The organism is Streptomyces sp. NPDC057271, assembly GCF_042668715.1.
Taxonomy (GTDB): Bacteria; Actinomycetota; Actinomycetes; order Streptomycetales; family Streptomycetaceae; genus Streptomyces.
Map to the genome: position 1 here is coordinate 20,957 of NZ_JBHUYJ010000004.1, position 24,883 is coordinate 45,839.

Annotated in this window: 21 protein-coding genes; 14 read left to right on the forward strand and 7 right to left on the reverse strand. The window is 71.3% G+C overall.

What is annotated here, in order from left to right; genetic code table 11:
* Positions 1 to 105: 105 nt before the first annotated feature.
* Complete coding sequence (locus tag ACFUJR_RS02810) at positions 106 to 1,113, reverse strand: zinc-binding dehydrogenase (protein WP_383169221.1); 1,008 nt, start codon at positions 1,111 to 1,113, stop codon at positions 106 to 108.
* Positions 1,114 to 1,213: 100 nt separating this feature from the next.
* Here ACFUJR_RS02810 and ACFUJR_RS02815 point away from each other — a divergent pair, with 100 nt between their 5' ends.
* From ACFUJR_RS02815 to ACFUJR_RS02830, 4 genes are all read left to right on the forward strand, one after another.
* Positions 1,214 to 2,089, forward strand: coding sequence for a LysR family transcriptional regulator (locus ACFUJR_RS02815; protein ID WP_383169222.1), 876 nt, complete (start codon positions 1,214 to 1,216; stop codon positions 2,087 to 2,089).
* 226 nt (positions 2,090 to 2,315) lie between these two features.
* On the forward strand, positions 2,316 to 2,450 hold the full coding sequence (locus ACFUJR_RS02820; RefSeq protein ID WP_383169224.1) for a hypothetical protein: 135 nt from the start codon (positions 2,316 to 2,318) through the stop codon (positions 2,448 to 2,450).
* Positions 2,451 to 2,796: 346 nt separating this feature from the next.
* Positions 2,797 to 3,837, forward strand: coding sequence for a 3-isopropylmalate dehydrogenase (locus ACFUJR_RS02825; RefSeq protein ID WP_383169226.1), 1,041 nt, complete (start codon positions 2,797 to 2,799; stop codon positions 3,835 to 3,837).
* Positions 3,838 to 4,077: 240 nt separating this feature from the next.
* Entirely contained in the window at positions 4,078 to 5,166 is a 1,089-nt protein-coding gene (locus ACFUJR_RS02830) for a branched-chain amino acid aminotransferase (protein ID WP_383169228.1), read from the forward strand.
* Positions 5,167 to 5,279: 113 nt separating this feature from the next.
* Here the strand turns inward: ACFUJR_RS02830 and ACFUJR_RS02835 are convergent, their stop codons facing one another.
* The gene (locus ACFUJR_RS02835) at positions 5,280 to 6,701 is read right to left on the reverse strand and encodes a cytosine permease (RefSeq protein ID WP_383169230.1); all 1,422 of its coding nucleotides are present in this window, start codon (positions 6,699 to 6,701) and stop codon (positions 5,280 to 5,282) included.
* Positions 6,702 to 6,837: 136 nt separating this feature from the next.
* Here ACFUJR_RS02835 and ureA point away from each other — a divergent pair, with 136 nt between their 5' ends.
* The 7 genes from ureA to ACFUJR_RS02870 all read left to right on the forward strand — a co-directional run bounded on the left by ureA (position 6,838) and on the right by ACFUJR_RS02870 (position 14,798).
* Positions 6,838 to 7,521, forward strand: a complete 684-nt coding sequence (gene ureA / locus ACFUJR_RS02840; protein WP_383169232.1) for an urease subunit gamma — start codon at positions 6,838 to 6,840, stop codon at positions 7,519 to 7,521.
* On the forward strand, positions 7,521 to 9,203 hold the full coding sequence (locus ACFUJR_RS02845; protein ID WP_383169256.1) for an urease subunit alpha: 1,683 nt from the start codon (positions 7,521 to 7,523) through the stop codon (positions 9,201 to 9,203). Before ureA ends, ACFUJR_RS02845 begins: the two co-directional genes overlap by 1 nt.
* Positions 9,204 to 9,213: 10 nt before the next feature.
* A complete protein-coding gene (locus ACFUJR_RS02850) occupies positions 9,214 to 10,239 on the forward strand; it encodes an agmatine/peptidylarginine deiminase (RefSeq protein WP_383169234.1) in 1,026 nt (341 codons plus the stop codon).
* Between the two features lie 43 nt (positions 10,240 to 10,282).
* Positions 10,283 to 10,723, forward strand: a complete 441-nt coding sequence (locus tag ACFUJR_RS02855) for a hypothetical protein (protein WP_383169236.1) — start codon at positions 10,283 to 10,285, stop codon at positions 10,721 to 10,723.
* Between the two features lie 18 nt (positions 10,724 to 10,741).
* Complete coding sequence (locus ACFUJR_RS02860; RefSeq protein ID WP_383169258.1) at positions 10,742 to 11,365, forward strand: TetR/AcrR family transcriptional regulator; 624 nt, start codon at positions 10,742 to 10,744, stop codon at positions 11,363 to 11,365.
* A 402-nt stretch (positions 11,366 to 11,767) separates the two neighbouring features.
* Positions 11,768 to 13,384: a citramalate synthase gene (gene cimA / locus ACFUJR_RS02865; RefSeq protein ID WP_383169238.1), complete on the forward strand. Its 1,617-nt coding sequence runs from the start codon at positions 11,768 to 11,770 to the stop codon at positions 13,382 to 13,384.
* Between the two features lie 67 nt (positions 13,385 to 13,451).
* Positions 13,452 to 14,798 carry a hypothetical protein gene (locus ACFUJR_RS02870; RefSeq protein ID WP_383169240.1) on the forward strand — a complete coding sequence of 449 codons (1,347 nt, stop codon included), beginning with the start codon at positions 13,452 to 13,454 and terminating at the stop codon, positions 14,796 to 14,798.
* 173 nt (positions 14,799 to 14,971) lie between these two features.
* On the opposite strand, the gene dnaN is transcribed toward ACFUJR_RS02870, so the two are convergent.
* Both dnaN and ACFUJR_RS02880 read right to left on the reverse strand, forming a co-directional pair.
* The gene (gene dnaN, locus ACFUJR_RS02875; protein WP_383169242.1) at positions 14,972 to 16,081 is read right to left on the reverse strand and encodes a DNA polymerase III subunit beta; all 1,110 of its coding nucleotides are present in this window, start codon (positions 16,079 to 16,081) and stop codon (positions 14,972 to 14,974) included.
* Between the two features lie 124 nt (positions 16,082 to 16,205).
* Positions 16,206 to 16,814: a YceI family protein gene (locus tag ACFUJR_RS02880; RefSeq protein ID WP_383169243.1), complete on the reverse strand. Its 609-nt coding sequence runs from the start codon at positions 16,812 to 16,814 to the stop codon at positions 16,206 to 16,208.
* 222 nt (positions 16,815 to 17,036) lie between these two features.
* Here ACFUJR_RS02880 and ACFUJR_RS02885 point away from each other — a divergent pair, with 222 nt between their 5' ends.
* The 3 genes from ACFUJR_RS02885 (at position 17,037) to ACFUJR_RS02895 (ending at position 23,038) form a co-directional block, all read left to right on the forward strand.
* Entirely contained in the window at positions 17,037 to 20,903 is a 3,867-nt protein-coding gene (locus tag ACFUJR_RS02885; RefSeq protein WP_383169245.1) for an endo-alpha-N-acetylgalactosaminidase family protein, read from the forward strand.
* Positions 20,904 to 21,227: 324 nt separating this feature from the next.
* Positions 21,228 to 22,811, forward strand: coding sequence for an acyl-CoA carboxylase subunit beta (locus ACFUJR_RS02890; protein WP_383169247.1), 1,584 nt, complete (start codon positions 21,228 to 21,230; stop codon positions 22,809 to 22,811).
* Between the two features lie 14 nt (positions 22,812 to 22,825).
* Positions 22,826 to 23,038: an acyl-CoA carboxylase subunit epsilon gene (locus ACFUJR_RS02895; RefSeq protein ID WP_352191208.1), complete on the forward strand. Its 213-nt coding sequence runs from the start codon at positions 22,826 to 22,828 to the stop codon at positions 23,036 to 23,038.
* Positions 23,039 to 23,244: 206 nt separating this feature from the next.
* Here ACFUJR_RS02895 and ACFUJR_RS02900 read toward each other — a convergent pair whose 3' ends face one another.
* From ACFUJR_RS02900 to ACFUJR_RS02910, 3 genes are all read right to left on the reverse strand, one after another.
* Positions 23,245 to 23,826, reverse strand: a complete 582-nt coding sequence (locus ACFUJR_RS02900; protein WP_050791473.1) for an ATP/GTP-binding protein — start codon at positions 23,824 to 23,826, stop codon at positions 23,245 to 23,247.
* Positions 23,807 to 24,376: a DUF742 domain-containing protein gene (locus ACFUJR_RS02905; RefSeq protein ID WP_383177948.1), complete on the reverse strand. Its 570-nt coding sequence runs from the start codon at positions 24,374 to 24,376 to the stop codon at positions 23,807 to 23,809. Before ACFUJR_RS02905 ends, ACFUJR_RS02900 begins: the two co-directional genes overlap by 20 nt.
* 93 nt (positions 24,377 to 24,469) lie before the next feature.
* Positions 24,470 to 24,883 (reverse strand): roadblock/LC7 domain-containing protein, encoded by a 414-nt coding sequence (locus ACFUJR_RS02910; protein WP_005311461.1) that lies wholly within the window; start codon positions 24,881 to 24,883, stop codon positions 24,470 to 24,472.

Here is a 24,883-nt window from a genome sequence, read left to right on the forward strand (position 1 = left end):
CCCGGCCTCCCGGTAGTGCCGCGAGTCGCCGGTCTCGGTGGTGAGACGGCTCCGGAGCCTCGGTGGTGGGACGGCTCCGGCCCTGCCCCGATCCGGCCGGCGACGCTAGCCGGATCGGGACACCAGCATCTTCCCGATGTTCTCGCCGCGCAGCATCCCCAGGAACGCGTCCACGATGTGCTCGAAGCCCTCCTTCACCGTCACGTCCAGCGGCAGCCGCCCGCTCCGCAGATGCGGCACGGCGAAGTCGTACAACTCCTGCTGCGCGTCCGTGTGGTTGCTGACCAGGAAGCCTTCGAGGCGGATACTCTTCTCCACCAGGTCGAAGAGGTTGCGCGGGGCCGGCGGGGGAGCGGAGAGCGCGTGGTACTGGGCGACCGCGCCGACCCAGGCGATCCGGCCGTGCTCGCGCAGTGAGGCGATCGCCGCCTCCAGATGGTCCCCGCCCACCCCGTCGAGCACCGCGTCCACACCCTCCGGCGCCGCCTTCGCGAGCAGCTCCGCCACCGGCCCGTCGTGATAGTCGAAGGCCGCGTCGAAGCCCGCCTCCTCCGTCAGATACGCGACCTTCCGCGCCGAACCCGCGCTGCCGACGAGCCGCCCGGCGCCCAGCAGTCGGGCGAAACGGCCGGCCGCCGTGCCGACACCGCCCGCGGCGGCCGAGACGAACAGGTCCTCGCCCGGCTGAAGCCGGGCGATCCGGGTCAGACCCACGTATGCCGAGAGGCCCGTGCCGCCCAGGACGCTCAGATGCGCGGTGAGTGGCACGCCCTCGAAGTCCGGGACGGCGCGCACCTCGTCGGGCGCTACCAGGGAGTGCGTACGCCAGCCCTTGCGGTGCAGGACCAGGTCGCCGGCGGAGAGCGCGGGGGTACGGGAGTCCAGGACGCGACCCAGGGTGCGGCCCTCCATGGGGGAGCCGAGTGTCCACAGGAAGTCGCCGTCCATCGCCTCGCGGTGGTACGGGTCCACGGACCAGAGGAGGTTCTCGACGAGTGCGGTACCGGGCGCCGGGGAGGGGACCGGGGCCTCCGTGAAGGCGAAGTGGTCGGAGGTGGGGAAACCGTCGGGGCGGGCGGTCTGATGGACGGTGATCATGGTGCTGTGCGTCATGAGGGAGACCGTAGAAAGGAATCCGGAGGCCGGGCAGTAGGTTGCTCCGATGGATCAATCCGGTCCATCGAAGTCCCTCATACCCCGAGGTGGAAGCCCGATGACCGACCTGGCGCCGCACGAGTTGCGCGTTCTCCTCGCCGTCGGGAGGGAGCGCGGCTTCTCGGCCGCCGCCCGGGCGCTCGGTACGACCCAGTCCGCCGTCTCCCACTCCGTACGGACCAGTGAGCGCAAGCTCGGCGTGGTCCTCTTCGACCGGGGGCGGAACGGGGCCGCGCCCACCGCCGCCGGGGAGCGGGCCCTCGCCCATGCCCGGCGGGTGCTGCGGCTCCTGGAGGTGATGGCCGCGGAGGTGCGCGGGGCCGAGAGCGGCACCGTCGCCGGGCCGCTGCGGATCGCCGCCTTCCGCAGCGCCGCCCTCCATCTGCTGCCGCGCGCACTGGAGCGGCTCGCCGCCCGGCACCCGGACCTCGTCCCGGAGGTGCGGATCGTGCGGGAGGTGGGGCGCGGGACGGCCGGCGAAGTCCTCGACGGGCGGGCGGACCTCGGTATCGCGACGATCGGGACGACCTCCCCCGTACCGCCGCGGCTCGTCGGGGGCGTGCTGGTCGAGGAGGCGTACGCGCTGGTGCACCCGGCCGGACATCCGGCGCCGCGCTCGCTGCCGCTCGTCGACTGGGCGGAGAACTGCACCTCCTACACCCGTCGATGGTGGGCGGAGCAGGAGTGGCTGCCGGCGGCGACCGTCGAGGCCGAGGACGACGGAGCGGTGCTCTCGATGGTGAGCAGTGGTTTCGGTATGGCCGTGATGCCGGAGCTCTCCCTGATCGGAGCACCGCCCTCGGTGGAGATCACCGATCTCGGACCGGAGCGACCGACCCGGTCCGTGGGCTACGTCACCACCCCTGAGCTGGCGAAATCCCTGGCTGTCCGGGCGCTCATCCGCGAACTGAGGGCCGTCCGGCAGCCGGTGTGAGCCGAGCGCCGTCTCAGATAGTAGGAAGTCCGAGTAATTGTGGAGACAGATGCGACCGCCTGTCCTAGCTTTGTAGGAGCCGAACGTCTCGCTCCATCAGCGAATGGCGGTCGTGAGCGCGATGCCCCCGTGCAGGCAACCCCTGCGGGCCCGCTCCCCGCCCCTTCCGGCGCCTTCGATCACCACTGATCTCGGATCATCACTGATCTCAAGGAGTCGATCCCCCATGGCCGCTGAGACCATCCGCCGTGTCCGCCACTCCGTCGCCCGCCCCAGTGGCGACGACGCCCGAAAGAACGCCGCCGCAGCCCTGCAGCGCGCCCTCGACCGCCGGGACAACGGCGGCTCCACCGGGCACTGACCCCACGGGGCCCCGACGTCCCGGGCGCGTGCCAGGCCCCGACGTCCCGGGCGCGTGCCTCCAGGCGGCGACCCCGGGTGCCGGGGTGCCGAGCCCGGGCGCCGGCCCCGGGCGCCTGGCCCCATGGGGGCCGTACCTCCGGGCCGTACCCCTGGGTCGTGCGCCTGGGCCGTACCCCTGGGGCCGTACCCCTGGGCCGTGCGCCCGGCCCCGAAGGGGTCGACGCGCGCGCCCGGTGCTTCGCGAAGAGCCGCAGACGCGGGCTGAACGGCGTTCGAGGAACGCAGGTTCGTCCGCATGATGGACGGCGAGTGTCAGACCGTGGGACGAGGAGTAGGGTGCCGACATGTCTCACAGCATCAATCTCGCAGTCATTCCCGGCGACGGCATCGGACAGGAAGTCGTGGCCCAGGGCCTCAAGGTCCTCGCTGCCGCGCTCCCGCAGGACGTGAAGCTGGAGACGAAGGAGTTCGACTTCGGCGCCAGGCGCTACCACGCGACCGGTGAGACCCTCACCGACGCCGACGTCGAGGCCCTCAAGCAGCACGACGCGATCCTGCTCGGCGCGATCGGCGACCCGTCGGTCCCCTCCGGCGTCCTGGAGCGCGGCTTCCTGCTGAAGCTCCGCTTCCTCTTCGACCACCACGTGAACCTGCGTCCGTCGAAGCTGCTCCCGGGCGTGTCGACCCCGCTCAAGGGCCAGCCCGAGATCGACTTCATCGTGGTCCGCGAGGGCACCGAGGGCCCGTACACCGGCAACGGCGGCTCGATCCGCACCGGTACCCCGCACGAGGTCGCCACCGAGGTCTCCGTCAACACGGCCTTCGGTGTCGAGCGCGTCGTCCGCGACGCCTTCGCCCGCGCCCAGGCCCGCCCGCGCAAGAAGCTGACGCTGGTCCACAAGAACAACGTCCTGGCGTACGCGGGTCACCTCTGGACCAACATCTTCAACCAGGTGGCCGAGGAGTTCCCCGAGGTCACCACCGACTACCTGCACGTGGACGCGGCGACGATCTTCCTCGTCACGCAGCCCGAGCGGTTCGACGTGATCGTCACCGACAACCTCTTCGGCGACATCATCACCGACCTGGCCGCGGCCGTCTCCGGCGGCATCGGCGTCGCCGCCTCGGGCAACATCAACCCGAGCGGCGAGTTCCCGTCCATGTTCGAGCCCGTCCACGGCTCCGCGCCGGACATCGCGGGCCAGGGCAAGGCCGACCCCACGGCCACCGTGCTCTCCGTCGCCCTCCTCCTGCGCCACCTCGGGTACGAGTCCGAGGCCGGTCGCATCGAGGCCGCCGTCGCGGCGGACCTGACCGAGCGGGGCGACTCCGTCCGTACGACGGACGAGATCGGCGACGCGCTCGCGGTACGAGTAGCGGGCTGACCCGACGAGCCACGCACACAGCCGCCGGGTCGCACCAGCACCCGGCGGCTGTACCTATGCGGTCGCAGGGTGCCACCATCAAACCCTGGATCGCGTCACACCCCGTTTCGTGCACCGGTCCCCACGGGCGATAATCGAACGTGGGGCCGCGGCATGCGGGAAAGCTCGGACGTCCTAGCAGAGCACTGATAGCGGCGTGAGCGCGGTCCGTCACACACAACCGGTGAAGGACTAGCACTCATGACGACGCCCACGATCGAGCTCAAGCCCTCCTCCAGCCCGCTGTCCGACGCGGAGCGCGAGGCGATCCTGGCCAACCCCGGATTCGGCCGCCACTTCACCGACCACATGGTGACCATCCGCTGGACCGAAGGGCGCGGCTGGCACGACGGTCAGCTCGTGCCGTACGGCCCGCTCTCGCTCGACCCGGCCACGAACGTCCTGCACTACGCCCAGGAGATCTTCGAGGGCCTCAAGGCGTACCGCCGTCCCGACGGCACCGTCGCCACCTTCCGCCCCGACGCCAACGCCCGGCGCTTTCAGTCCTCCGCTCGTCGGCTCGCCATGCCGGAGCTGCCCGTCGAGACCTTCATCGAGGCCTGCGACGTCCTCGTCCAGCAGGACAAGGACTGGGTCCCGGCGCACGGCGGCGAGGAGTCGCTCTACCTGCGTCCGTTCATGATCGCGACCGAGGTCGGCCTCGGCGTGCGGCCGGCGAACGAGTACCTCTTCTGCGTCATCGCCTCGCCCGCCGGGCCGTACTTCCCCGGTGGTGTGAAGCCCGTCTCGATCTGGCTCTCCGAGGACCGCGTCCGCGCCGTCCCCGGCGGCATGGGCGACGCCAAGACCGGCGGCAACTACGCGGCCTCCCTGCTGGCGCAGGCCGAGGCGGCCGGGAAGGGCTGCGACCAGGTCGCGTACCTCGACGCCGTGGAGCACAAGTGGGTCGAGGAACTCGGCGGCATGAACCTGTACTTCGTGTACGAGGACAGGATCGTCACCCCGACGCTGACGGGCTCCCTGCTCGCCGGCATCACCCGTGACTCGCTCCTCCAGCTCGCCAGGGACCTCGGATACACCTCCGAGGAGGGCCGGATCTCCATCGACCAGTGGAAGGCCGACAGCGAGAACGGCACCCTCACCGAGGTCTTCGCCTGTGGCACGGCCGCCGTCATCACGCCCGTCGGCACGGTGAAGTCGGCGCGCGGTGAGTGGCAGCAGTCGGGCGGGCAGCCCGGCGAGGTCACGATGAAGCTCCGCGACGCGCTGCTCGCGATCCAGACGGGCAAGTCCGAGGACGTCCACGGCTGGACGCACCAGCTGGGCTGATCACCCGGCCCCGGGGGCCGTGGCCATCCGTTCCGTACGAGAGGAACGGGACGGGCACGACCCCCGGGGCCGCTGCGCGGGCAGGTCCGTTCGCCCCGGGGGCGCGGCGTCTCTCAGGAGGCGGCCATCTCCGGCTCAGGCGCCAGATCCGGCGCCGCCTCGACGCGCGGCGTCAGCGTCGCGTACAGCGCCCCGCCCACCACTCCCGACAGCACGAAGCTGCAGTCGATCCCGCCCGTCAGGGCGAGCAGCGGTCCCTCGTACAGCGGGGTCGACACCGAGGCGAGGCCCACCGTCGCCCCCAGCGCCCAGCAGACCGAGGCCCGCGGGTGCCAGCCCGCCGAGAACCAGTACGCGCCGCCCCGCGCACGGCGGTTGTACACCTGGAGTGCCTCCGGGTCGTACGCGCCACGGCAGCGCGCATGACCGATCAGCGTGATCACGGCCCACGGCGTACCGATCGCCGTCAGCAGCAGCACGAACGACGTCATCGCCGACTGCGCGTCCGAGGCGAAGTGGCCGAGGAAGACGAAGGCCGTCGCCACCGCCGCCACCACCAGCGTCGCCCGCGCCCGGGTCGCCCGCGGCAGGATCGCGTCCAGGTCCAGGCCCATGGAGTACAGCATCAGACCTGCGTTGCCGACCGTGCCGGCGGTCGCAGCGAGCAGCAGCGGCACCACGTACCAGGCGGGGGAGGCCGCGACGAGCGGGCCCGCGTAGTCCAGCGCCCCGCGCGCCGCCAACGCCGTGTACGTACCGAAGAGCTGAGGGATCAGCAGGCCGAAGACCAGGCCGACGCAGGTGGTCCTCCAGACGGTCTTCGGGCCGTACCGCTCGGGGGATATGTAGCGGGTGTAGTCACCGAGCAGCGTGATGAAGGCGACCGGGCCGCTGAGGCCGGCGGCCACCGCCGAGAGCACCCAGGTCGGCCAGAACGAGCCGAGCAGATACGGGGTGTCGGGCACCGGGGCCGCGGTGGCGTCGCCCGCGTACGCGACGAGCCCGAGACCGAGCAGCAGGGTCATGGCGATCGCGAGCCCCTTGCTGAGCCGGAGCAGGAGACCGTAGCCGAACACGGCGAAGACGACCGTGCAGGCGGCGAGCACCGCGTACACCACCGCGTGCGTGGTGTCCCCGGTCGGTACACCGGTCAGCCGGGCGAGTGTTCCGACCACCACGTCGCCGCCGATCCACAGCGTCAGCGCCGTGTAGCCGAGGGAGAGCAGCAGCCCCACCACCGAACCGACGAGCCGGCCGCGCACGCCGAAGAAGGCACCGCTGGAGGTCGAGAGGTTCGTCGCGGTGCGCAGCGAGACGAGGGCGAGCGGGGCGGTGACGGCGACGCCGACGAGCGTGCCGGTGACGACGGAGGTCACCGACGCCCACAGCCCGAGGCCGAAGGAGACCGGCAGCCAGCCGAAGACGATCACTCCGAGGCAGAGGTTCGAGCCGAGGAGGATCGCCAACAGGTCCCGCGGGCGGCTGGTGCGTTCCGCTTCGGGGATGGTGTCGACTCCGCGCTGTTCGATCGGCATGGGGGCTCCCTGTCGGCAAGCGGGTGGACAAGATTTAGAGTGGCGCTCAATGTGACCCACTACCGGCGCGTACGTCAATGCTTGGATACGAGGCTCCAAACGTTTAGAGTGTCGCTCAAACAGGAGGTGTGTGGACGTGCGACTGACCCCCACGGAACGAGACCGGCTGCTGCTCTTCGGTGCAGCGGAGCTCGCCCGGGCCCGCAGGGCACGGGGCCTGCGGCTCAATGTGCCGGAGGCGACGGCCCTCATCGCGGACACGGTCTGCGAGGCGGCCCGCGACGGCAGGCGGCTCGCCGAGGCGATCGCCGCCGCCCGGTCCGTGCTCGGCCCCGACGACGTACTGCCGGGTGTGGCCGATGTCGTCACCGAAGTGCATGTCGAGGCCGTTTTCGACGACGGCTCGCGGCTCGCGGTCGTCTCCGACCCGATCGGCGGTCCCTCGCTGGGTGAGAGCGCTCCGGGCGCGCTGCTGCCGGGCCCGACGGAGGCGGAGGAGCCGCCCGCGCTGACCCTGAGTGTCCGCAACACGGCGACGGTCCCGGTCAGCGTGACCTCGCACTTCCACTTCTTCGAGGTCAATCCGCGCCTCGACTTCGACCGGGCCGCCTCCTACGGGATGCGGCTCGCGATCCCCGCCGGAGCGTCCTTCCGCTTCGACCCGGGCGGCGACGCCGAGGTCGGCCTCGTGCCCATCGGCGGCGCGCGCGTCGCCATCGGCTTCGCCGGCCTGGTCGACGGCCCGCTGGACGCGCCCGGCGCGAGGGAAGAGGCCCTGCGGCGCGCCGCGGCCTGCGGCTACCTGGGAGTTGAGGCGTGATGGACCCGTACGAGTACGCATCGGTGCACGGACCCCGCGCGGGCGACCGGGTCGTCCTCGGCGACTCCGGTCTCGTCGTCCGGGTCGAGTCCGACTCGCAGAAGCCGGGCGACGAGTTCCTCGCCGGCTTCGGCAAGACCGCCCGGGACGGTCTTCACCTCAAGGCGGCGGCCGTCCGCGAGACCTGCGACGTCGTGATCAGCAACGTCCTGGTGATCGACGCCGTTCAGGGCATCCGCAAGGTGTCGATCGGTATCCGCGAGGGCCGGATCCACGCCATCGGGCGGGCCGGCAACCCGGACACCCTCGACGGTGTCGATGTCGTCGTGGGCACCGGCACGTCGATCGTCTCCGGCGAGGGCCTGATCGCCACCGCCGGTGCCGTGGACACCCATGTCCACCTGCTGTCCCCCCGCATCATGGAGGCCTCCCTCGCCTCGGGTGTGACCACCATCATCGGACAGGAGTTCGGTCCTGTCTGGGGGGTTGGCGTCAACTCGCCATGGGCCCTCAAGCACGCCTTCGGTGCGTTCGACGCGTGGCCGGTCAACATCGGATTCCTGGCGCGTGGTTCGTCGTCGGATCCGGCGCCGCTGGTGGAGGCGCTGGCGGAGGGCGGGGCGTCGGGTTTCAAGGTGCACGAGGACATGGGTGCCCATACCCGTGCGCTGGACACGGCGCTGCGGGTGGCCGAGGACCACGATGTGCAGGTGGCCCTGCACAGCGACGGCCTGAACGAGTGCCTCTCCGTCGAGGACACGCTGAGGGTGCTCGACGGGCGGACCATCCACGCGTTCCACATCGAGGGCTGCGGCGGCGGGCACGTCCCCAACGTGCTGAAGATGGCGGGAGTGCCGAACGTGATCGGCTCGTCCACCAATCCGACGCTGCCGTTCGGGCGGGACGCGGTGGCCGAGCACTACGGGATGATCGTCTCCGTCCACGACCTGAAGACCGACCTGCCCGGTGACGCGGCGATGGCCCGGGACCGGATCCGGGCGGGGACGATGGGCGCGGAGGACGTCCTGCACGACCTGGGCGCGATCGGCATCACGTCGTCGGACGCGCAGGGGATGGGGAGGGCCGGCGAGACCGTACGCCGGACCTTCGCCATGGCCGGGAAGATGAAGGCGGAGCTGGGCCCGTTGGAGGGTGACGGGGCGCACGACGACAACGCGCGTGTGCTGCGGTACATGGCGAAGCTGACCATCAACCCCGCGATCGCCCACGGCCTGGCCCACGAGATCGGTTCGATCGAGGCCGGGAAGATGGCCGACATCGTGCTCTGGCGGCCGGAGTTCTTCGGTGCCAAGCCGCAGATGGTCATCAAGAACGGCTTCCCCGCGTGGGGGGTCGTGGGCGATCCGAACGCCGCCACCGACACCTGCGAGCCGCTGGTCCTCGGACCGCTGTTCGGTGCCCACGGAGCGACCCCGGCCGACATCTCCGTCGCCTTCGTCGCCCGGGCCGCCGTCGACCTCGGTTCGGACCGGATGCCGACCCGGCGCCGCCGGGTCGCCGTCCGCGGCACGCGGGGCATCGGCCCCGGAGACCTGCTTCTCAACTCCCGCGTCGGAGACGTCCAGGTCGACGGCCGGACGGGCCTGGTGTCGCTGGACGGCGACCCGCTCCGCTCCGAGCCGGCCGAGTCCGTCTCCCTCAACCGCCTCTACTTCCTCTAGGACCTGACCCATGACCTCCGAGACCTTCCGCATGCCGCCCGAGTGGGCCCCGCACGAGCGCACCTGGATGGCCTGGCCCGGCCCCAACCCCACGTTCACCGATGACGAGGAGCTGGCCGAGGCCCGTACCGCGTGGGCCTCCGTGGCCCGTGCCGTACGCCGCTTCGAGCCGGTCACGATGGTGGCCGGCCCCGGCCAGCTGGACTCCGCACGCGCCCTGCTCGGCGACTCGGTCGACCTGGTGGAGCGCGAGCTCGACGACGCGTGGATGCGCGACATCGGCCCGACCTTCGTCACGAACGGCACCGAGCTGGCCGCCGTCGACTGGGTCTTCAACGGCTGGGGCGCGCAGGACTGGGCCCGCTGGGAGCACGACTCCAAGATCGCCCGCCATGTCGCCGATCTCGTCGACGTGCCGGTGCTCGGCAGCCCGCTCGTGAACGAGGGCGGCGCGATCCACGTCGACGGCGAGGGAACGGTCCTGCTGACCGACACCGTCCAGCTCGGTTCCGGCCGTAACCCCGAGTGGACCCGTGCGCAGGTCGAGGCGGAGATCCACGCGAAGCTCGGCACCACGAAGGCGATCTGGCTTCCGCACGGCCTCGCCGGCGACTACGGCATGTACGGCACCCAGGGCCACGTCGACATCGTCGCCGCCTTCGCCGGGCCCGGCGTCGTGCTCGTCCACAGCCAGCAGGACCCGGCCCACCCGGACTACGAGCGCTCGCGGACGTACGCCGACATCCTCGGCCGCTCGACGGACGCCCGGGGCCGCCTCCTGGAGGTCGTCGAGATCCCGGCCCCGACCGTCCTGAAGGACGAGGAGGGCGACTGGGTGGACTACTCGTACATCAACCACTACCTCTGCAACGGCGGTGTGGTCCTGTGCGGCTTCGACGACCCGAACGACGAGATCGCGGCGGGCATCTTCCGCCGGCTCTTCCCGGACCGGATCGTCACCCTGGTCGACGCCCGCCCCATCTTCGCGGGCGGCGGTGGCATCCACTGCATCACGCAGCAGCAGCCGAAGGTCTGAGACCCGTGAGCGACGGCCGCGGGCGGCATGACAGCCTGCGGCCATGCCGCTGATTCCCCACGAAGGCGCCGACTACGCGCTCCGGATCCTGTACTCCCTACCGGACGACGCCTGGTACCTGGAACTGGACCACGTCGCCGAGAACCGGACCGTGCTGACGGCCGTCGTGCCTGACGAGGACCCGGCCCGGGAGCCGACCGTGTGCGTCGACCCCGTGTCGGGGCACCACCGGATCCCGTACGACGTCATGCGCTGGTTCATGGCGCACGTGGACGAGGAGATCCGCACGTCACGGGGGTGGATGCGGCTGAGACCCGAACTCGTCGAGATCATCCGAGCGCTGCGCGAGGAGTACCTCGGCGTGATCGACGACGAGCGGTTCGGGCCCGTGTTCGCGGAGCTGCGGGCGACCGTGCCCGTCGAGGATCTGCCCGCCGTCCTGGAGGCGGCATTCGGCCGGAACGCCGACGGCGGCGTGAGGTAGAACAGACGAGTGACCCGCATCAGTCCCGCCGGACCCCGGCGACGCAACAACGCCGCGCCTCCGCGTGAGGAGCTTCTCGCCGCCGCCATGGCCACCATCGCCGAGCGCGGTCTCGACGGGCTGACCATGGCCGGGCTCGGGCGCGAGGTCGGGATGAGCAGCGGGCACCTGCTCTACTACTTCCGAACCAAGGACGAGCTGCTGCTGCAGACCCTGGAGTGGAGCGAGGGCCGGCTCGGCGCCGAACGCAGCGCGCTGCTCTCGCGGCCCGGGACCGCCCGCGAGCGGCTCGACGGGTACGTCGACGTCTACGTCCCCGACGGCCCCCGCGACCCCCACTGGACCCTCTGGCTGGAGGTCTGGAACCGCTCGCAGAACGCCGACGACGACGCGCGCGCCCGGCAGGCCGCCATCGAGGGCGCCTGGCACCGCGACCTGGTCGCCCTGATCGCCGAGGGCGTCTCACGCGGGGAGTTCCGGCCCGTCGACCCCGACCGCTACGCGGCCCGGATGCGGGCCCTGCTCGACGGCTTCAGCGTCCATGTCGCGGTCGGCATCCCGGGCACGGGGCGCGATCAAGTCATCACGCACGTACGGGAGTTCGTCGCCGAAACCCTGATCCTGGCACCGCCAGGCCCATGAACGCCGCCGGCGCCTTCGCCGTCGGCTTCTTCACGCACCTCCACGTCCTCGCGGGCCGGTCGGACGGCGGCCGACTCCCGGGCCAGGCGGACGGCGGCCGACCGGGTGCCCACATCCTGAGACCGGCGTCCCGCGTACGGCAGGGGTATGGCAGACTGCGGGCGTGCTTGCTACCACCATGATTATCGGCAGCAGCGCGCCGGTCCGCAGTGGCCACTGAACCGCGACTCCACCCTCGCGGCAGTGGACACCGTGCCCCAGACCCGCGCGCAGACCTCTCGCACCCGCGAGAGGTTTTTTCGTTTTCCGGCCCCACCGTCGCCGGAAACGGACAGCGCGTGAGAATGGGGGCAAGTGGATCCAGACCTTCCGGAGCCACATCCGACAGGAGCCATCAGAGCCATGACCACGGAGACCGACGAGAGCTCGCGCCTCGACGACAGCTTCCATGTCTTCGACACGACGCTGCGCGACGGAGCGCAGCGTGAAGGCATCAACCTCACCGTCGCGGACAAGCTGACCATCGCGCGACACCTCGACGACTTCGGCGTCGGCTTCATCGAGGGCGGCTGGCCCGGGGCCAACCCCCGCGACACCGAGTTCTTCGCCCGCGCGAAGCAGGAGATCACGTTCAGGAACGCCCGGCTCGTGGCGTTCGGCGCGACCCGCAGGGCCGGCGGCAACGCCGCCGACGACCCGCAGGTCAAGGCGCTCCTGGACTCCGGCGCCCCCGTGATCACCCTGGTCGCCAAGTCGCACGACCGGCACGTCGAGCTGGCCCTGCGCACCACTCTGGACGAGAACCTGGAGATGGTCCGCGACACCGTCTCCTACCTGCGCTCCCAGGGCCGCCGCGTCTTCGTCGACTGCGAGCACTTCTTCGACGGCTACAAGGCCAACCCGCAGTACGCCAAGGACGTCGTCCGCGCCGCCTCCGAGGCCGGCGCCGACGTCGTGATCCTCTGCGACACCAACGGCGGCATGCTCCCCGCCCAGGTCCAGGCCGTCGTCGCCACCGTCATCGCCGACACCGGTGCCCGCCTCGGCATCCACGCCCAGGACGACACCGGCTGCGCCGTCGCCAACACGCTCGCCGCCGTCGACGCGGGCGCCACACACGTCCAGTGCACCGCCAACGGCTACGGCGAGCGGGTGGGCAACGCCAACCTGTTCCCCGTGGTCGCCGCCCTGGAACTCAAGTACGACAAGCGGGTGCTGCCCGAGGGCGCACTCGCCGAGATGACCCGGATCTCGCACGCCATCGCCGAGGTCGTCAACCTGACGCCCTCCACCCATCAGCCGTACGTGGGTGTCTCGGCCTTCGCCCACAAGGCCGGGCTGCACGCCTCCGCGATCAAGGTCGACCCGGACCTCTACCAGCACATCGACCCCGAGCGCGTCGGCAACACCATGCGGATGCTCGTCTCCGACATGGCCGGCCGCGCCTCGATCGAGCTGAAGGGCAAGGAACTCGGCGTCGACCTGGGCGGCGACCGCGCGCTGGTCGCCCGCGTCGTCGAGCGCGTCAAGGAGCGCGAGCTCTCCGGTTACACCTACGAGGCAGCCGACGCCTCCTTCGAGCTGCTGCTCCGCGAGGAGGTGGAGGGCCGCCCGCGCCGTTACTTCCGTACGGAGTCCTGGCGCGCGATCGTCGAGGACCGGCCCGACGGCACCCACGCCAACGAGGCGACCGTGAAGCTCTGGGCCAAGGGCGAGCGGATCGTCGCCACCGCCGAGGGCAACGGTCCCGTCAACGCCCTGGACCGCGCCATGCGGGTGGCCCTGGAGCGGATCTACCCGCAGCTCGCCAAGTTCGAGCTCGTGGATTACAAGGTCCGCATCCTGGAGGGCCGCCACGGGACGGAGTCCACGACCCGCGTCCTGATCACCACCAGCGACGGGAACGCCGAGTGGTCGACGGTCGGCGTCGGGGAGAACGTGATCGCCGCGTCCTGGCAGGCGCTGGAGGACGCGTTCACCTACGGACTGCTCCGCGTGGGGGTCGATCCCGCCGAGTGACTCGGGGGCAGGCCATATCTTCGGTCCGCTATGTCTCGGAATCGCCCTTTAGGGGTAGTTTCGAGGTATGAGGACCAGGCCGTTCCACCTTCTGTCGGCCCTCGCCGGGCTGGCCATGCTGCTGCTCCTGGTCCTGGCCCCCTCCGCGGGGGCCGGGACCACCGGGATCCCGGACGCCGGAGCGGCCCTGAAGCAGGGCCCGGTGTATGTCGATCCGGGCGCCGCCGACCAGCTCTCGACGGCCCAGGCGGATGCCCTCGCCCAGAAGATCGAGGATGCGGACAAGCCGCTCTTCATCGCCGTGCTGCCCGCGAGCAGCGAGTATCCGCCCGAGAACCTGCTGCGTAACCTGCGCACCCAGACCGGGGTGACGGGGCTGTACGCCGTCAGACTCGGTGACGGGTTCGATGCCGCCGCCGACCGTTCGGTGATGTCCGCGCAGGCCGTGGACAACCTGGTCACCTCCGTGCGTCAGCCCGGGGTGGACACCGCCACCGAACTCAACAACTTCGTCGACCAGGCCCTCCCGACAATGAACGGCACCGCCCCCGCCTCCTGGGGCTCGGTCGGCGCCGACGACGGTGTCCCGGTCGGCGGTCTGGTCACCCTCGGCGCGCTCGTCGCCGCCGGTGGCGCGGGTGCCTACGCGATCGTCCGCCGCAACCGCCTCCGCAAGCAGGCCGAGGAGCGCGAGGCGCTCGACAAGCTCCGGGTCGTCGTCGACGAGGACATCACGGCCTTCGGTGAGGAGCTCGAACGGCTGGACTTCCACCCCGCCGAGCCCGGCGCCGACGACGCGATGCGCGGCGACTACGAGCACGCGCTCGACTCGTACGACAAGGCGAAGTCCCTGATGGGCTCGGCCACGCATCCGCACGACGTCAAGGCCGTGACCCAGGCGCTGGAGGACGGCCGCTTCTCGCTCGCCGCCCTGGCCGCCCGCCGCGAGTCCCGTCCGCTGCCCGAGCGCCGCCCGCCCTGCTTCTTCGACCCGCGCCACGGCCCCTCGATCGAGGACCGGACCTGGACCCCGGCGGGTGGCGCCGCGCGCGAGGTCCCGGTGTGCGCCGTCGACGCCACCCGCCTCGACGGCGGGCAGGACCCCCTGGCCCGTACGGTCGAGACCGAGACCGGCCGCCGCCCCTACTGGGAGGCGGGACCGGCGTACGGCCCTTGGGCAGGCGGCTACTTCGGCGGCGGACTGCTCCCCGGCCTCCTCGCCGGCACCCTGCTCGGCACCATGCTCGCCACCCCCGCCTACGCCGGTGAGTACGGCGGAGGCGAGTTCGGAGGCGGCGACTTCTCCGGGGGCGACTTCAACTCCGGCGACTTCGGCTCGGGCGACTTCGGCGGCGGTGGTGGCGGCGGCTTCGGGGACTTCGGAGGCGGCGGCGACTTCGGCGGCGGCTTCTAGGACGGCGGCTCACAGGGGCGCGGCGGCGGTCTACGGGGGCGCGGCTTCTGGAGCGGGGCTTACAGGGACACGGCTGACAGCAGCGGCGGCCTACAGGGGCGCGGTTGACAGCAGCGGCGGCCTACAGGCGGGCCGGGCCTGCGGCAGCGGGGACTCCGAGGGTGCGCCCGGGACTACACCAGGGGCTTCACCGACATCAGCAGGTGCTGGTGGATCCCGCCCGCCCGGTCCGTGATCAGGGCGCGCTGCCCCGGCCCCAGCAGGTGGAAGCGGACCGAGTCGGTGGCGAAGGAGCCGAGCGCGTCCAGCAGGTACCCGGGGTTGAACGCGACCGTCATCGCCTCTGTCCCCGAGAGGACCGCCGGGAGCCGCTGGGAGGCGACGTCGTCCTCGTAGCCCGCCTGGAGATGAACGGCGTCGCCGCCGAACGCGAGCTGTACCGGACTGTCGCCCTCCGCGACCACCGCGACCCGCTTCACGGCCTCGACCAGCGGGACCCGCTCCGTCTCGGCGGCGGCGTGCTCGCCCAGGGAGAAGAGCTTGTCGTGCCGGGGGAGACGGCCGTCGAGCAGCCGGGTCGTCGTCCGGGTTCCCTCGCTCTCGAAGCCGACGGATCCCCCGTCGAGGGCGAGGCGGACGGGGCCCGCCGAGGTGAGCGAACGGGCGATCTCGGTCAGCCGACGGGCCGGTACGACCACGTCCGTGCCGCCGCCTCCCCGCGGCTCCTCGCCCTCCGGCTTCCACTCCAGCGTGCGGACCGCGTAGCGGTAGCGGTCGGTCGCGGCCAGTGTCATCGTCGTACCGTCCAGGGCGAGTCGTATACCCGTCAGCGCCGGCAGCGAGTCGTCCCGGCCGGTGGCGACCGCCACCTGCCCCACCGCCGCCGCGAACGCCCCGGCGTCCACGACGCCCCGGAACGCGGGCAGCTCGGGCGGCGCCGGATAGTCGTCCAGCGGCAGCAGGGAGAGCCCGAAGCGGGCGCCCCCGCCCGTCACCGAGAGTCGCGCCCCCTCGACCGCGCACGCGACCGGGCCCTTGGGCAGCACCTTGCAGATGTCGAGCAGCCGCCGCCCGAGGACGAGCGCTCGGCCGTCCCGCACGGTGTCGGCCCCGACCTCGATGCGTGCCGACGCCTCGTGGTCGAGCCCGGAGACGCGCAGCCGGCCGTCGGCCGATTCGAGGAGCAGCCCGCCGAGCACCGGGACGGGGGACCGGGCCGGGAGCACGCGCGCGGCCCAGGCCACGGCGTCGGTCAACTCGCTGCTGTCGATACGGAATTCCATGCCCGCGACGCTAGCGGCCCCCACTGACAACGCCCCGCCCCCGCCGGAACGCCGAGCGCCCGCCCCCCGTCGTGACGGAGGGGCGGGCGCGCTCGTGGTGCCCTCGCGGGCGGGGGTCCGGGGATCAGGCGGCGTTCTTGATCGCGGAGATGTCGAAGTTCAGCTTCACCTTGTCACTGACCACCACACCGCCGGTCTCCAGCGCGGCGTTCCAGGTCAGGCCCCAGTCGGAGCGGAGGATCTCGGCCGAGCCCTCGAAGCCGACGCGCTCGTTGCCGTAGGGGTCGGTGGCCGTGCCGTTGAACTCCAGGTCGAGGGAGAGCGGCCTGGTCACGTCCTTGATCGTGAGGTCGCCGGTCATGCGGTACCTGTCGCCGCCCAGGTGCTCCGCCTCGGTCGAGCGGAAGGTCATCAGCGGGAACCGCTCGGCGTCGAAGAAGTCGCCGCTGCGCAGGTGGGCGTCACGGTCGCCGATGCCGGTGTCGACGGAGGCGATCCGGATGTCGATCGAGGCGGCGGAGGCGCCCGGGTTCGAGCCGTCCAGCCGCAGCGTGCCCTCGTGGTCTCCGAAGGAGCCGCGGACGTTGGTGACCATCGCGTGACGGACGGTGAACCCGATGCTGCTGTGTGCCGGGTCGATCGTGTACTCGCCGGTCAGGGCGGCCAGCGCCGGGTCGACGGGGAGGGTGGCGACGGCGGTGGTGGTGTTGCTCTTGCGGTCGAAGATGCCCATGACGTGCTCCTTGGGGACGGTGCGCGGGGGTGGCGCGGAGGCTTGCACTGCGTTTCGTTGAACCTTCAACGAGAACGACCATAACCCCATTCCGTTCAACTTTCAACATTCTGATCCGATGTCCACCCGCTTGGACTAACCGACGGGGGTTCTTGGACTGGCGGGGCCGCCGGGACGCGATCTCGTTGACGGTGTCCTGCCGAACGGGCCCCACTAGTCCCCATGCCCCTCCCCAAGTCGCCAAGAATCCGTGTGGCCTGCGCGCTCGCCGCCGCGTCATCCGCCGTGTTCGCCCTGTCGGGACCGGCCCTCGCCGAATCGAGGACGCCCGCCGGGGCCGACGCCGCCGAGGCCCGCATCGGCTCCACCCAGCTCTCCGTCGCCGTCGCCGAGGACTTCCCGCGGGTCGTCTCGTACACGGACCGCGCCACCGGCGCCCGCCTCCTCGGCAGTACGGCACCGGTCACCCAGGTCGTCCTCAACGGCACCGCGTACGACGTCCGGGCCATCGGCGCGCCCGTCCTGACCGCCTCCTCCGCCGCGTACACCCTGGTCTTCCCGGCCCTGCCCGGCGTCGAGATCGACGCGACCCTGAGCGTCACCGGCCGGGCCACCACCTTCGAGGTGACCGCCGTACGCGACACCGAGGCCCTCCGGGTCGGCACGATCGACATACCCGGCCACGACCTGGTCTCCGTAGGCTCCTCGGACGCGGGCGCCGAGACCGCCTTCACCCGGCTCGACGCCGACTCCACACGTACCGCCGACGTCTTCACCGACATCACGGACGCCACCCCGGCCGAGACCACCGCCACCGGCGCGAGCTACGCACTGGTCAACACCGGCTCCCTCGCCGCCGCCGTCGAGTCCAACTCCTCCTACGACAAGCCCTCCGGCGCGAGCGCCCGCGACGGCGCCCGCTTCTGGCACCAGGCCCGCAAGAACGGCGGCGAGACCCGCGTCGGCGTCTGGTCCGGCCAGTGGACCTACCGCGGCGAGGGCGCCCCCGCCCCCGAGAGCGGGAAGAACCTCCCCTGGGCCAAGGTCGTCGTCACCCCCGACGCCAACGGCGACGGACGGACGGACTGGCAGGACGGCGCCCTCGCCTTCCCCGCCATCGGGATCAGGGCCCCGGGCGGCGAGCAGACCCCGGACCGGGTGATCGCCCATATTCCGTTCAACTTCGCCTCCAACGCCACCCACCCCTTCCTCCGCACCCTCGACGACGTCGAGCGGATCTCCCTCGCCACCGACGGACTCGGCCAGTTCGCCCTGCTCAAGGGGTACGGCTCCGAGGGTCACGACTCCGCCCACCCGGACTACGGCGGCAACTACAACAAGCGCGCCGGCGGCCTCGCGGACCTCAACACCCTCCTCAAGGAGGGCAGGAAGTGGGGTGCGGACTTCGGCGTCCACGTCAACGCCACCGAGTCGTACCCCGAGGCGAAGAACTTCAGCGAGACCCTCGTCGACAGGACCAGGCCCGGCTGGAACTGGCTGGGCCAGAGCTACTACATCGACCAGCGCCGGGACATCAACAGCGGTGACCTCGCCCGCCGCTTCCAGCAGCTGCGCGACGAGACCGACCCGAACCTGTCGACGCTCTACATCGACGTCTACCACACGCACGGCTGGATCGCCGACAAGACCCTCCAGGCCGTCCAGTCCCAGGGCTGGAACGTCGCCACCGAATGGTCCGAGAAGTTCGAGCGGGCCTCCCTCTGGTCCCACTGGGCCAACGACCTGAACTACGGCGGCGCCACCAACAAGGGCCTCAACTCCCAGATCGTCCGCTTCATCCGCAACGGAGAGAAGGACGTCTGGAACAACCACCCGGTCCTCGGCCAGACCGCCCTGGAGGACTTCGAGGGCTGGACCGGCGAGACCGACTGGAACCGCTTCTACGCCAACATCTGGCAGAAGAACCTGCCCGCCAAGTACCTCCAGCAGCAACGGATCACCCGCTGGAACGGCAACGACCTCGCCTTCACCGGCGACGTCCGCGGCACCGTCGAGAACGGCCGCCGCACCTTCCACGAGAACGGCCGCAAGGTCCTCGACGGGGAGAACTACCTGCTGCCCTGGGACGGCGGCACGAAGCTGTACCACTACAACAAGAACGGCGGGAAGACGAGTTGGGCGGTGCCCGGCACCCGCTCGTACAGCGTCTACAAGCTCACCGACAACGGGCGCGTCAAGACCGCGACGGTCCGGCCGAGCGGCGGCACGATCACCCTCGACGCCGTCGCGGGACAGCCGTACGTCCTCTACCCCGACCGCGCCCCCGAGCCCCGCGACCCGCGCTGGGGACAGGGCACCCCGGTCAAGGACCCCGGCTTCAACGACGCCCGCCTCGACGCCTGGTCCAGGACGGGAACGGTCGCCCGTGACACCGACGACCAGGGCCGCAACAGCGCCGAGCTGACCGGCGCGGCCCCCGCGTCCGTACGCCAGCGGATCACCGGCCTCACCCCCGGCACGCGCTACACCGCCTCCGCCCTGATCGAGGTCGAGCCGGGCAGGACCCGCCCGACCACCCTGTCCGTCGGCGGGAGGTCGGTCACCGTGGAGCGCTCGTCGATCGAGGACCGGGTCGCCGCGTCCGACTGGAACGGCACCCGTCTCCAGCGCGCCAAGGTCACCTTCACCGCCCCCGCGGGCGGCTCCACCACGCTCGGGATCCAGGCCGCCGGCGGCAGCACCGCCCGCGTCCGGATCGACGACGTCCGCGTCGTCGCCAACGACCCGGCGACCAGGGCCGGAGCGCTCGTGTACGAGGACTTCGAGGACGTCGACCAGGGCTGGGGCCCCTTCCTCAAGGGCGACTCCGGAGGCACGACCGACCCCCGCACCCACATAGCCCAGCTCCACGCCCCGTACACCCAGGCGGGCTGGAACGGAAAGCTCGTCGACGACGTCATCGGCGGCGCCGAGTCGCTGAAGTCCCACGACGAGAACAGCGGCCTGGTCTACCGGACCGCGCCCTGGACCGTGCCCATGAAGGACGGGCGCGCCTACCGCGTGGCGTACGACTACCAGTCCAGCCACGCGGGCGCCTATGAGTGGATCACCGGCTACGACCGTGCCGACGGGACCTCGGTGGAGACGCGTCGCACGCCCGTCGGGCAGCAGGGGGCACCTCCCAGCGGTAGCTGGGGGACGACGACCGGCCACTTCTCCGAGACCGTGACCGCCGGCTGCGGCGACACCTGGACCGGCCTGCGCAAGCGGGCCGACGCCCCCGACGGCGCCGACTTCGTCCTCGACTCCTTCACCGTCACCGACCTGGGCCCGGCGCCGGAGAAGGCCGCCTGCGGCACGCTCGCGCTCGCAGCGCCGGAGACGCTGGAGCCGGGGCGCCCGAACCAGGTCACCGCCACCTTCGCCAACGACGAGGCCGGGGCCGTGGACGGCGCCACGGCGTCGCTGGAGCTTCCCGAGGGCTGGACCGCCGAGCCGGCCGCCCCTGTGACGCTCGGGACCGTCGCCGCCGGCGCCAAGGCCACGGCCACCTGGCGCGTGACGCCCCCGGCGGACGCGAAGTACCAGCCGTACGCGCTCGGTTCCACGCTCGCCTACACCGTCGGGGGAGAGGCGCGGGAGCTGAGCGCCGCCGCCACCGTCCGTACGCTGCCCCCGCCGCCCACCACGGACAGCTGGGCGAGCGACCTGGACTGGACCTCGGCCGCGAACGGCTGGGGACCGGTCGAGCGCGACGGTTCCAACGGCGAGACGGGCGCCGGCGACGGCGGACCGCTGCGGATCGGGGGAGTGACGTACGCGAAGGGCCTGGGCGCCCACGCCCCGTCGACGGTGCGCTACTACCTGGGCGGGAAGTGCACCTCCTTCACCGCCGAGGTCGGCGTGGACGATGTGCAGACCGGCCGGGGCTCGGTGCGGTTCGGCGTCGTCGCCGACGGTACGGAGAAGGTGAAGTCACCGGTCCTGAAGGCCACCGACACGGCCTGGTCGCTCACCGCCGACGTCACCGGAGCCTCCTATGTGGAGCTCGTGGCCGACGACGGCGGGGACGGCAACGGCAACGATCACGCGGACTGGGGACACGCGCGCTTCCACTGCGCGGGTTAGGCGGAGGGCGGTCCGAGACCCTCCGGCAGCCCTGGCTCGCCATCGGGCCCGGCTCCGGCTTCGACGCCGGGGCCGGGCCCCGCGCTCCTGGCCGCGGATCACGCCCGGTACTGTCGGAGTCACCTACCGTGGCAGGGATCGCTGTAGTCTGGCTGGAGGGGCGCTGGAGCGGCTTCTGTGGGATCTCCACAAAGCGGAGGGGTGTCCGGCTGTCGACTCGGCCCGTACCGGACACGGTTCTGTCTTACTCCACCAGGATTCGACTCGGGAGACTGTACGGAGTCAACGGCGGGATTTCCTTGGTCGGCTTCGTAGGGTCGGTACATGACCGTTGTGGACCAGATCCCGAGCGAGCCGACCGACGCCCGAGGCCGTGTGGCCGAACTGCACGCCCTGCGCGAGGAGGCGCGGCGCGGACCGAGCGACCGGGCGACCGAGGCGCAGCACGCCAAGGGGAAGCTCACCGCCCGTGAGCGCATCGAGCTGCTGGTCGACCCTGGTTCCTTCAACGAGGTCGAGCAGCTTCGCCGGCACCGCGCCACCGGCTTCGGCCTGGAGGCCAAGAAGCCGTACACCGACGGTGTCATCACCGGCTGGGGCACCGTCGAGGGCCGTACGGTCTTCGTCTACGCGCATGACTTCCGGATCTTCGGCGGCGCCCTGGGCGAGGCCCACGCCACCAAGATCCACAAGATCATGGACATGGCCATCGCGGCCGGTGCTCCGCTGGTCTCGCTGAACGACGGCGCCGGGGCCCGCATCCAGGAGGGCGTCTCCGCCCTCGCCGGTTACGGCGGCATCTTCCAGCGCAACACCCGCGCCTCGGGTGTCATCCCGCAGATCTCGGTGATGCTCGGCCCGTGCGCGGGCGGTGCGGCGTACTCGCCCGCCCTGACGGACTTCGTCTTCATGGTCCGTGAGACCTCGCAGATGTTCATCACCGGCCCGGACGTCGTCAAGGCGGTCACCGGTGAGGAGATCACCCAGAACGGTCTCGGCGGCGCCGACGTGCACGCGGAGACCAGCGGCGTGGCGCACTTCGCGTACGACGACGAGGAGACCTGCATCGCGGAGGTGCGCTACCTCCTGTCGATGCTGCCGCAGAACAACCGCGAGAACCCGCCGACCGCGGCCTCCGAGGACCCGGCGGACCGCCGCTCGGACGCCCTGCTCGACCTGGTGCCGGCGGACGGCAACCGTCCGTACGACATGCACAAGGTGATCGAGGAGCTCGTCGACGAGGGCGACTACCTGGAGATCCACGAGCGCTGGGCCCGCAACATCATCTGCGCGCTGGCCCGCCTGGACGGTCAGGTCGTGGGCATCGTCGCCAACCAGCCGCAGTCGCTGGCGGGCGTGCTGGACATCGAGGCCTCGGAGAAGGCCGCCCGCTTCGTCCAGATGTGCGATGCTTTCAATATCCCGATCATCACCCTTTTGGACGTGCCCGGCTTCCTCCCGGGCGTCGACCAGGAGCACGGTGGAATCATCCGTCACGGCGCGAAGCTGCTGTACGCGTACTGCAACGCGACCGTCCCCCGGATCAGCCTGATCCTGCGCAAGGCGTACGGCGGCGCGTACATCGTCATGGACTCCCAGTCCATCGGCGCCGACCTGACGTACGCCTGGCCCACCAACGAAATCGCGGTGATGGGCGCCGAAGGCGCCGCGAACGTCATCTTCCGCAAGCAGATCGCGGAGGCCGAGGACTCGGAGGCCATGCGGGCCCGCATGGTCAAGGAGTACAAGGCCGAGCTGATGCACCCGTACTACGCCGCGGAGCGCGGTCTGGTCGACGACGTGATCGACCCCGCGGAGACGCGGGAGGTCCTCATCAGGTCCCTCGCCATGCTCCGCACCAAGCACGCCGACCTGCCGTCCCGCAAGCACGGCAACCCGCCTCAGTAAGAGGAGCCACAGACGTGACCACGCCTGCCACAGCCAACCTTCTCCGAGTCGAGAAGGGCCACGCCGACCCCGAGGAGCTGGCCGCCATCACCGCGGTCCTCCTGGCCCGCGCGGCGGCCCAGCCCGCCGACGACGCCTCGACGTCCCGCCACGGTCGCTCCACGGCCGGCTGGCGCCGCCTGGAGCGCCAGTCGGGCTTCCGCCCCTCCCACTCCTGGCAGGGCTGACCCCGGCCGCACCGAAGGCCCCGTCTCCACCCGGAGACGGGGCCTTCGCCATGCCCCGAGGACGGAGGCCTCCGGGCCTCGGCCACGCCGTGGGGCGCTGCCGTACGGGAGCCCTCCGCGGCCGTCATAGGGCGGCGCGGAGACGGAGAAGGCCTCGCCGCACCGGGACGGTGCGCGAGGCCTTCTCCGTACTGCCGTGGGGACGGCTACCGCAGGCGTGCCATCAGGGCGTGCTCGACCAGGGTGATGAGCGCGCTCTTGGCGTCGGCACGGTGGCGGGCGTCGGTGGTGATGATCGGCGTGTCCGGGCCGATCTGGAGGGCCTCGCGGACCTCCTCCGGGTTGTACGGCTGGTGACCGTCGAATCCGTTCAGGGCGATCACGAACGGCAGGCCGCTGTTCTCGAAGTAGTCGACCGCGGGGAAGCAGTCGGCGAGACGGCGGGTGTCGACGAGTACGACGGCGCCGATGGCGCCGCGGACCAGGTCGTCCCACATGAACCAGAAGCGGTCCTGACCGGGCGTACCGAAGAGGTACAGGATCAGGTCCTGGTCCAGGGTGATACGGCCGAAGTCCATCGCGACAGTCGTCGTCGTCTTGTCGCCGGTGTGCGTGAGGTCGTCGATGCCCGCGGACGCAGACGTCATCACGGCCTCGGTACGCAGCGGGTTGATCTCCGAGACGGCGCCGACGAACGTGGTCTTGCCCACGCCGAAGCCGCCCGCCACCACGATCTTCGCGCTGGTGGTTGAACGGGCCGCGCCGCCGCTAGAGCTTGCGAAGTCCACTGAGCACCCTTTCGAGCAGTGTCACGTCTGGCTGACCGCCGGCGGCCTCGTCGCCGCCGGGCTGGTGGATGGCGACAAGTCCGGCCTCGGCCAGGTCGGCGACGAGGATCCGGGCAACGCCGAGGGGAATCGAGAGAAGCGCCGAGATCTCGGCCACCGACTTGATCTCGAAGCACAGCTGGCAGATCCGCTGGTGCTCGGGCAACTGCCCCTGCAGCCGTGACGGATCGGCCGTCGTACTGACCAGCGCCTCGATGGCGAGCTGGTAACGCGGCCGGGTCCGGCCGCCGGTCATGGCGTAGGGGCGCACGAGCGGGTTGTGGTTCCCGCCCTGCCTGCCCGCCGCGCCACGCGAACCGCCCGCACCGCCCGCGCCCCGGTGGGCGGCGGGGCCGCCTCCGGACGCCGACGGGGCCTGCGGGGTCTGATAGGGCTGCTGCGTGCCCTGTCTGCTCGGGGCAGAGGGGAAGTTGAACCGGTTCTGCGCGGCTTCCGCCTGCGCGTGCGCGTCAAAACCGTTGTACGGGTGTCCGCCCGGGGGTGTCCCCACGTCTCCTCCTCCGACTGCCTCGCGGTCCATGTCCCTGTGGAGCCGCGCCACCGCACCTTACGGTGCGGTGGCGTGAAACGCACTGTCTGTCTGTTAGTTGAGAAGACTTCCCTGAAGTTCCGCCCGGAGGTCAGGTGTCAGAACACTGCCCGCGCGGTCGACGAGCAGAGCCATCTCGTAGCCCACGAGACCGATGTCGGCCTCCGGGTGCGCGAGCACGGCCAGCGAGGAGCCGTCCGAGATCGACATGATGAAGAGGAAGCCGCGCTCCATCTCCACGACGGTCTGGTTGACCGCACCGCCCTCGAAGATGCGGGACGCGCCCGCGGTCAGCGAGGTCAGTCCGGAGGCGACGGCCGCCAGCTGGTCGGCTCGGTCCCGGGGGAAACCCTCGGACATCGCCAGCAGGAGTCCGTCGGCGGAGACCACCACCGTGTGGGACACCCCGGGGGTGTTGTCCACGAAGTTGGTGATCAACCAGTTCAGATTCTGCGCCGCCTGGCTCAT

Excerpts from the sequence above, each read along its gene's own strand:
- ACFUJR_RS02890 (WP_383169247.1), top strand. The coding sequence starts at position 21,228 with ATGACCGTTGTGGACCAGATCCCGAGCGAGCCGACCGACGCCCGAGGC.
- ACFUJR_RS02885 (WP_383169245.1), top strand. The coding sequence starts at position 17,037 with ATGCCCCTCCCCAAGTCGCCAAGAATCCGTGTGGCCTGCGCGCTCGCC.
- ACFUJR_RS02855 (WP_383169236.1), top strand. The coding sequence starts at position 10,283 with ATGCCGCTGATTCCCCACGAAGGCGCCGACTACGCGCTCCGGATCCTG.
- ACFUJR_RS02880 (WP_383169243.1), bottom strand. The coding sequence starts at position 16,814 with ATGGGCATCTTCGACCGCAAGAGCAACACCACCACCGCCGTCGCCACC.
- ACFUJR_RS02910 (WP_005311461.1), bottom strand. The coding sequence starts at position 24,883 with ATGAGCCAGGCGGCGCAGAATCTGAACTGGTTGATCACCAACTTCGTG.
- ACFUJR_RS02870 (WP_383169240.1), top strand. The coding sequence starts at position 13,452 with ATGAGGACCAGGCCGTTCCACCTTCTGTCGGCCCTCGCCGGGCTGGCC.
- ACFUJR_RS02830 (WP_383169228.1), top strand. The coding sequence starts at position 4,078 with ATGACGACGCCCACGATCGAGCTCAAGCCCTCCTCCAGCCCGCTGTCC.
- ACFUJR_RS02835 (WP_383169230.1), bottom strand. The coding sequence starts at position 6,701 with ATGCCGATCGAACAGCGCGGAGTCGACACCATCCCCGAAGCGGAACGC.
- dnaN (WP_383169242.1), bottom strand. The coding sequence starts at position 16,081 with ATGGAATTCCGTATCGACAGCAGCGAGTTGACCGACGCCGTGGCCTGG.
- ACFUJR_RS02845 (WP_383169256.1), top strand. The coding sequence starts at position 7,521 with ATGGACCCGTACGAGTACGCATCGGTGCACGGACCCCGCGCGGGCGAC.
- ACFUJR_RS02850 (WP_383169234.1), top strand. The coding sequence starts at position 9,214 with ATGACCTCCGAGACCTTCCGCATGCCGCCCGAGTGGGCCCCGCACGAG.
- ACFUJR_RS02820 (WP_383169224.1), top strand. The coding sequence starts at position 2,316 with ATGGCCGCTGAGACCATCCGCCGTGTCCGCCACTCCGTCGCCCGCCCC.
- ACFUJR_RS02825 (WP_383169226.1), top strand. The coding sequence starts at position 2,797 with ATGTCTCACAGCATCAATCTCGCAGTCATTCCCGGCGACGGCATCGGA.
- ACFUJR_RS02815 (WP_383169222.1), top strand. The coding sequence starts at position 1,214 with ATGACCGACCTGGCGCCGCACGAGTTGCGCGTTCTCCTCGCCGTCGGG.
- cimA (WP_383169238.1), top strand. The coding sequence starts at position 11,768 with ATGACCACGGAGACCGACGAGAGCTCGCGCCTCGACGACAGCTTCCAT.
- ACFUJR_RS02810 (WP_383169221.1), bottom strand. The coding sequence starts at position 1,113 with ATGACGCACAGCACCATGATCACCGTCCATCAGACCGCCCGCCCCGAC.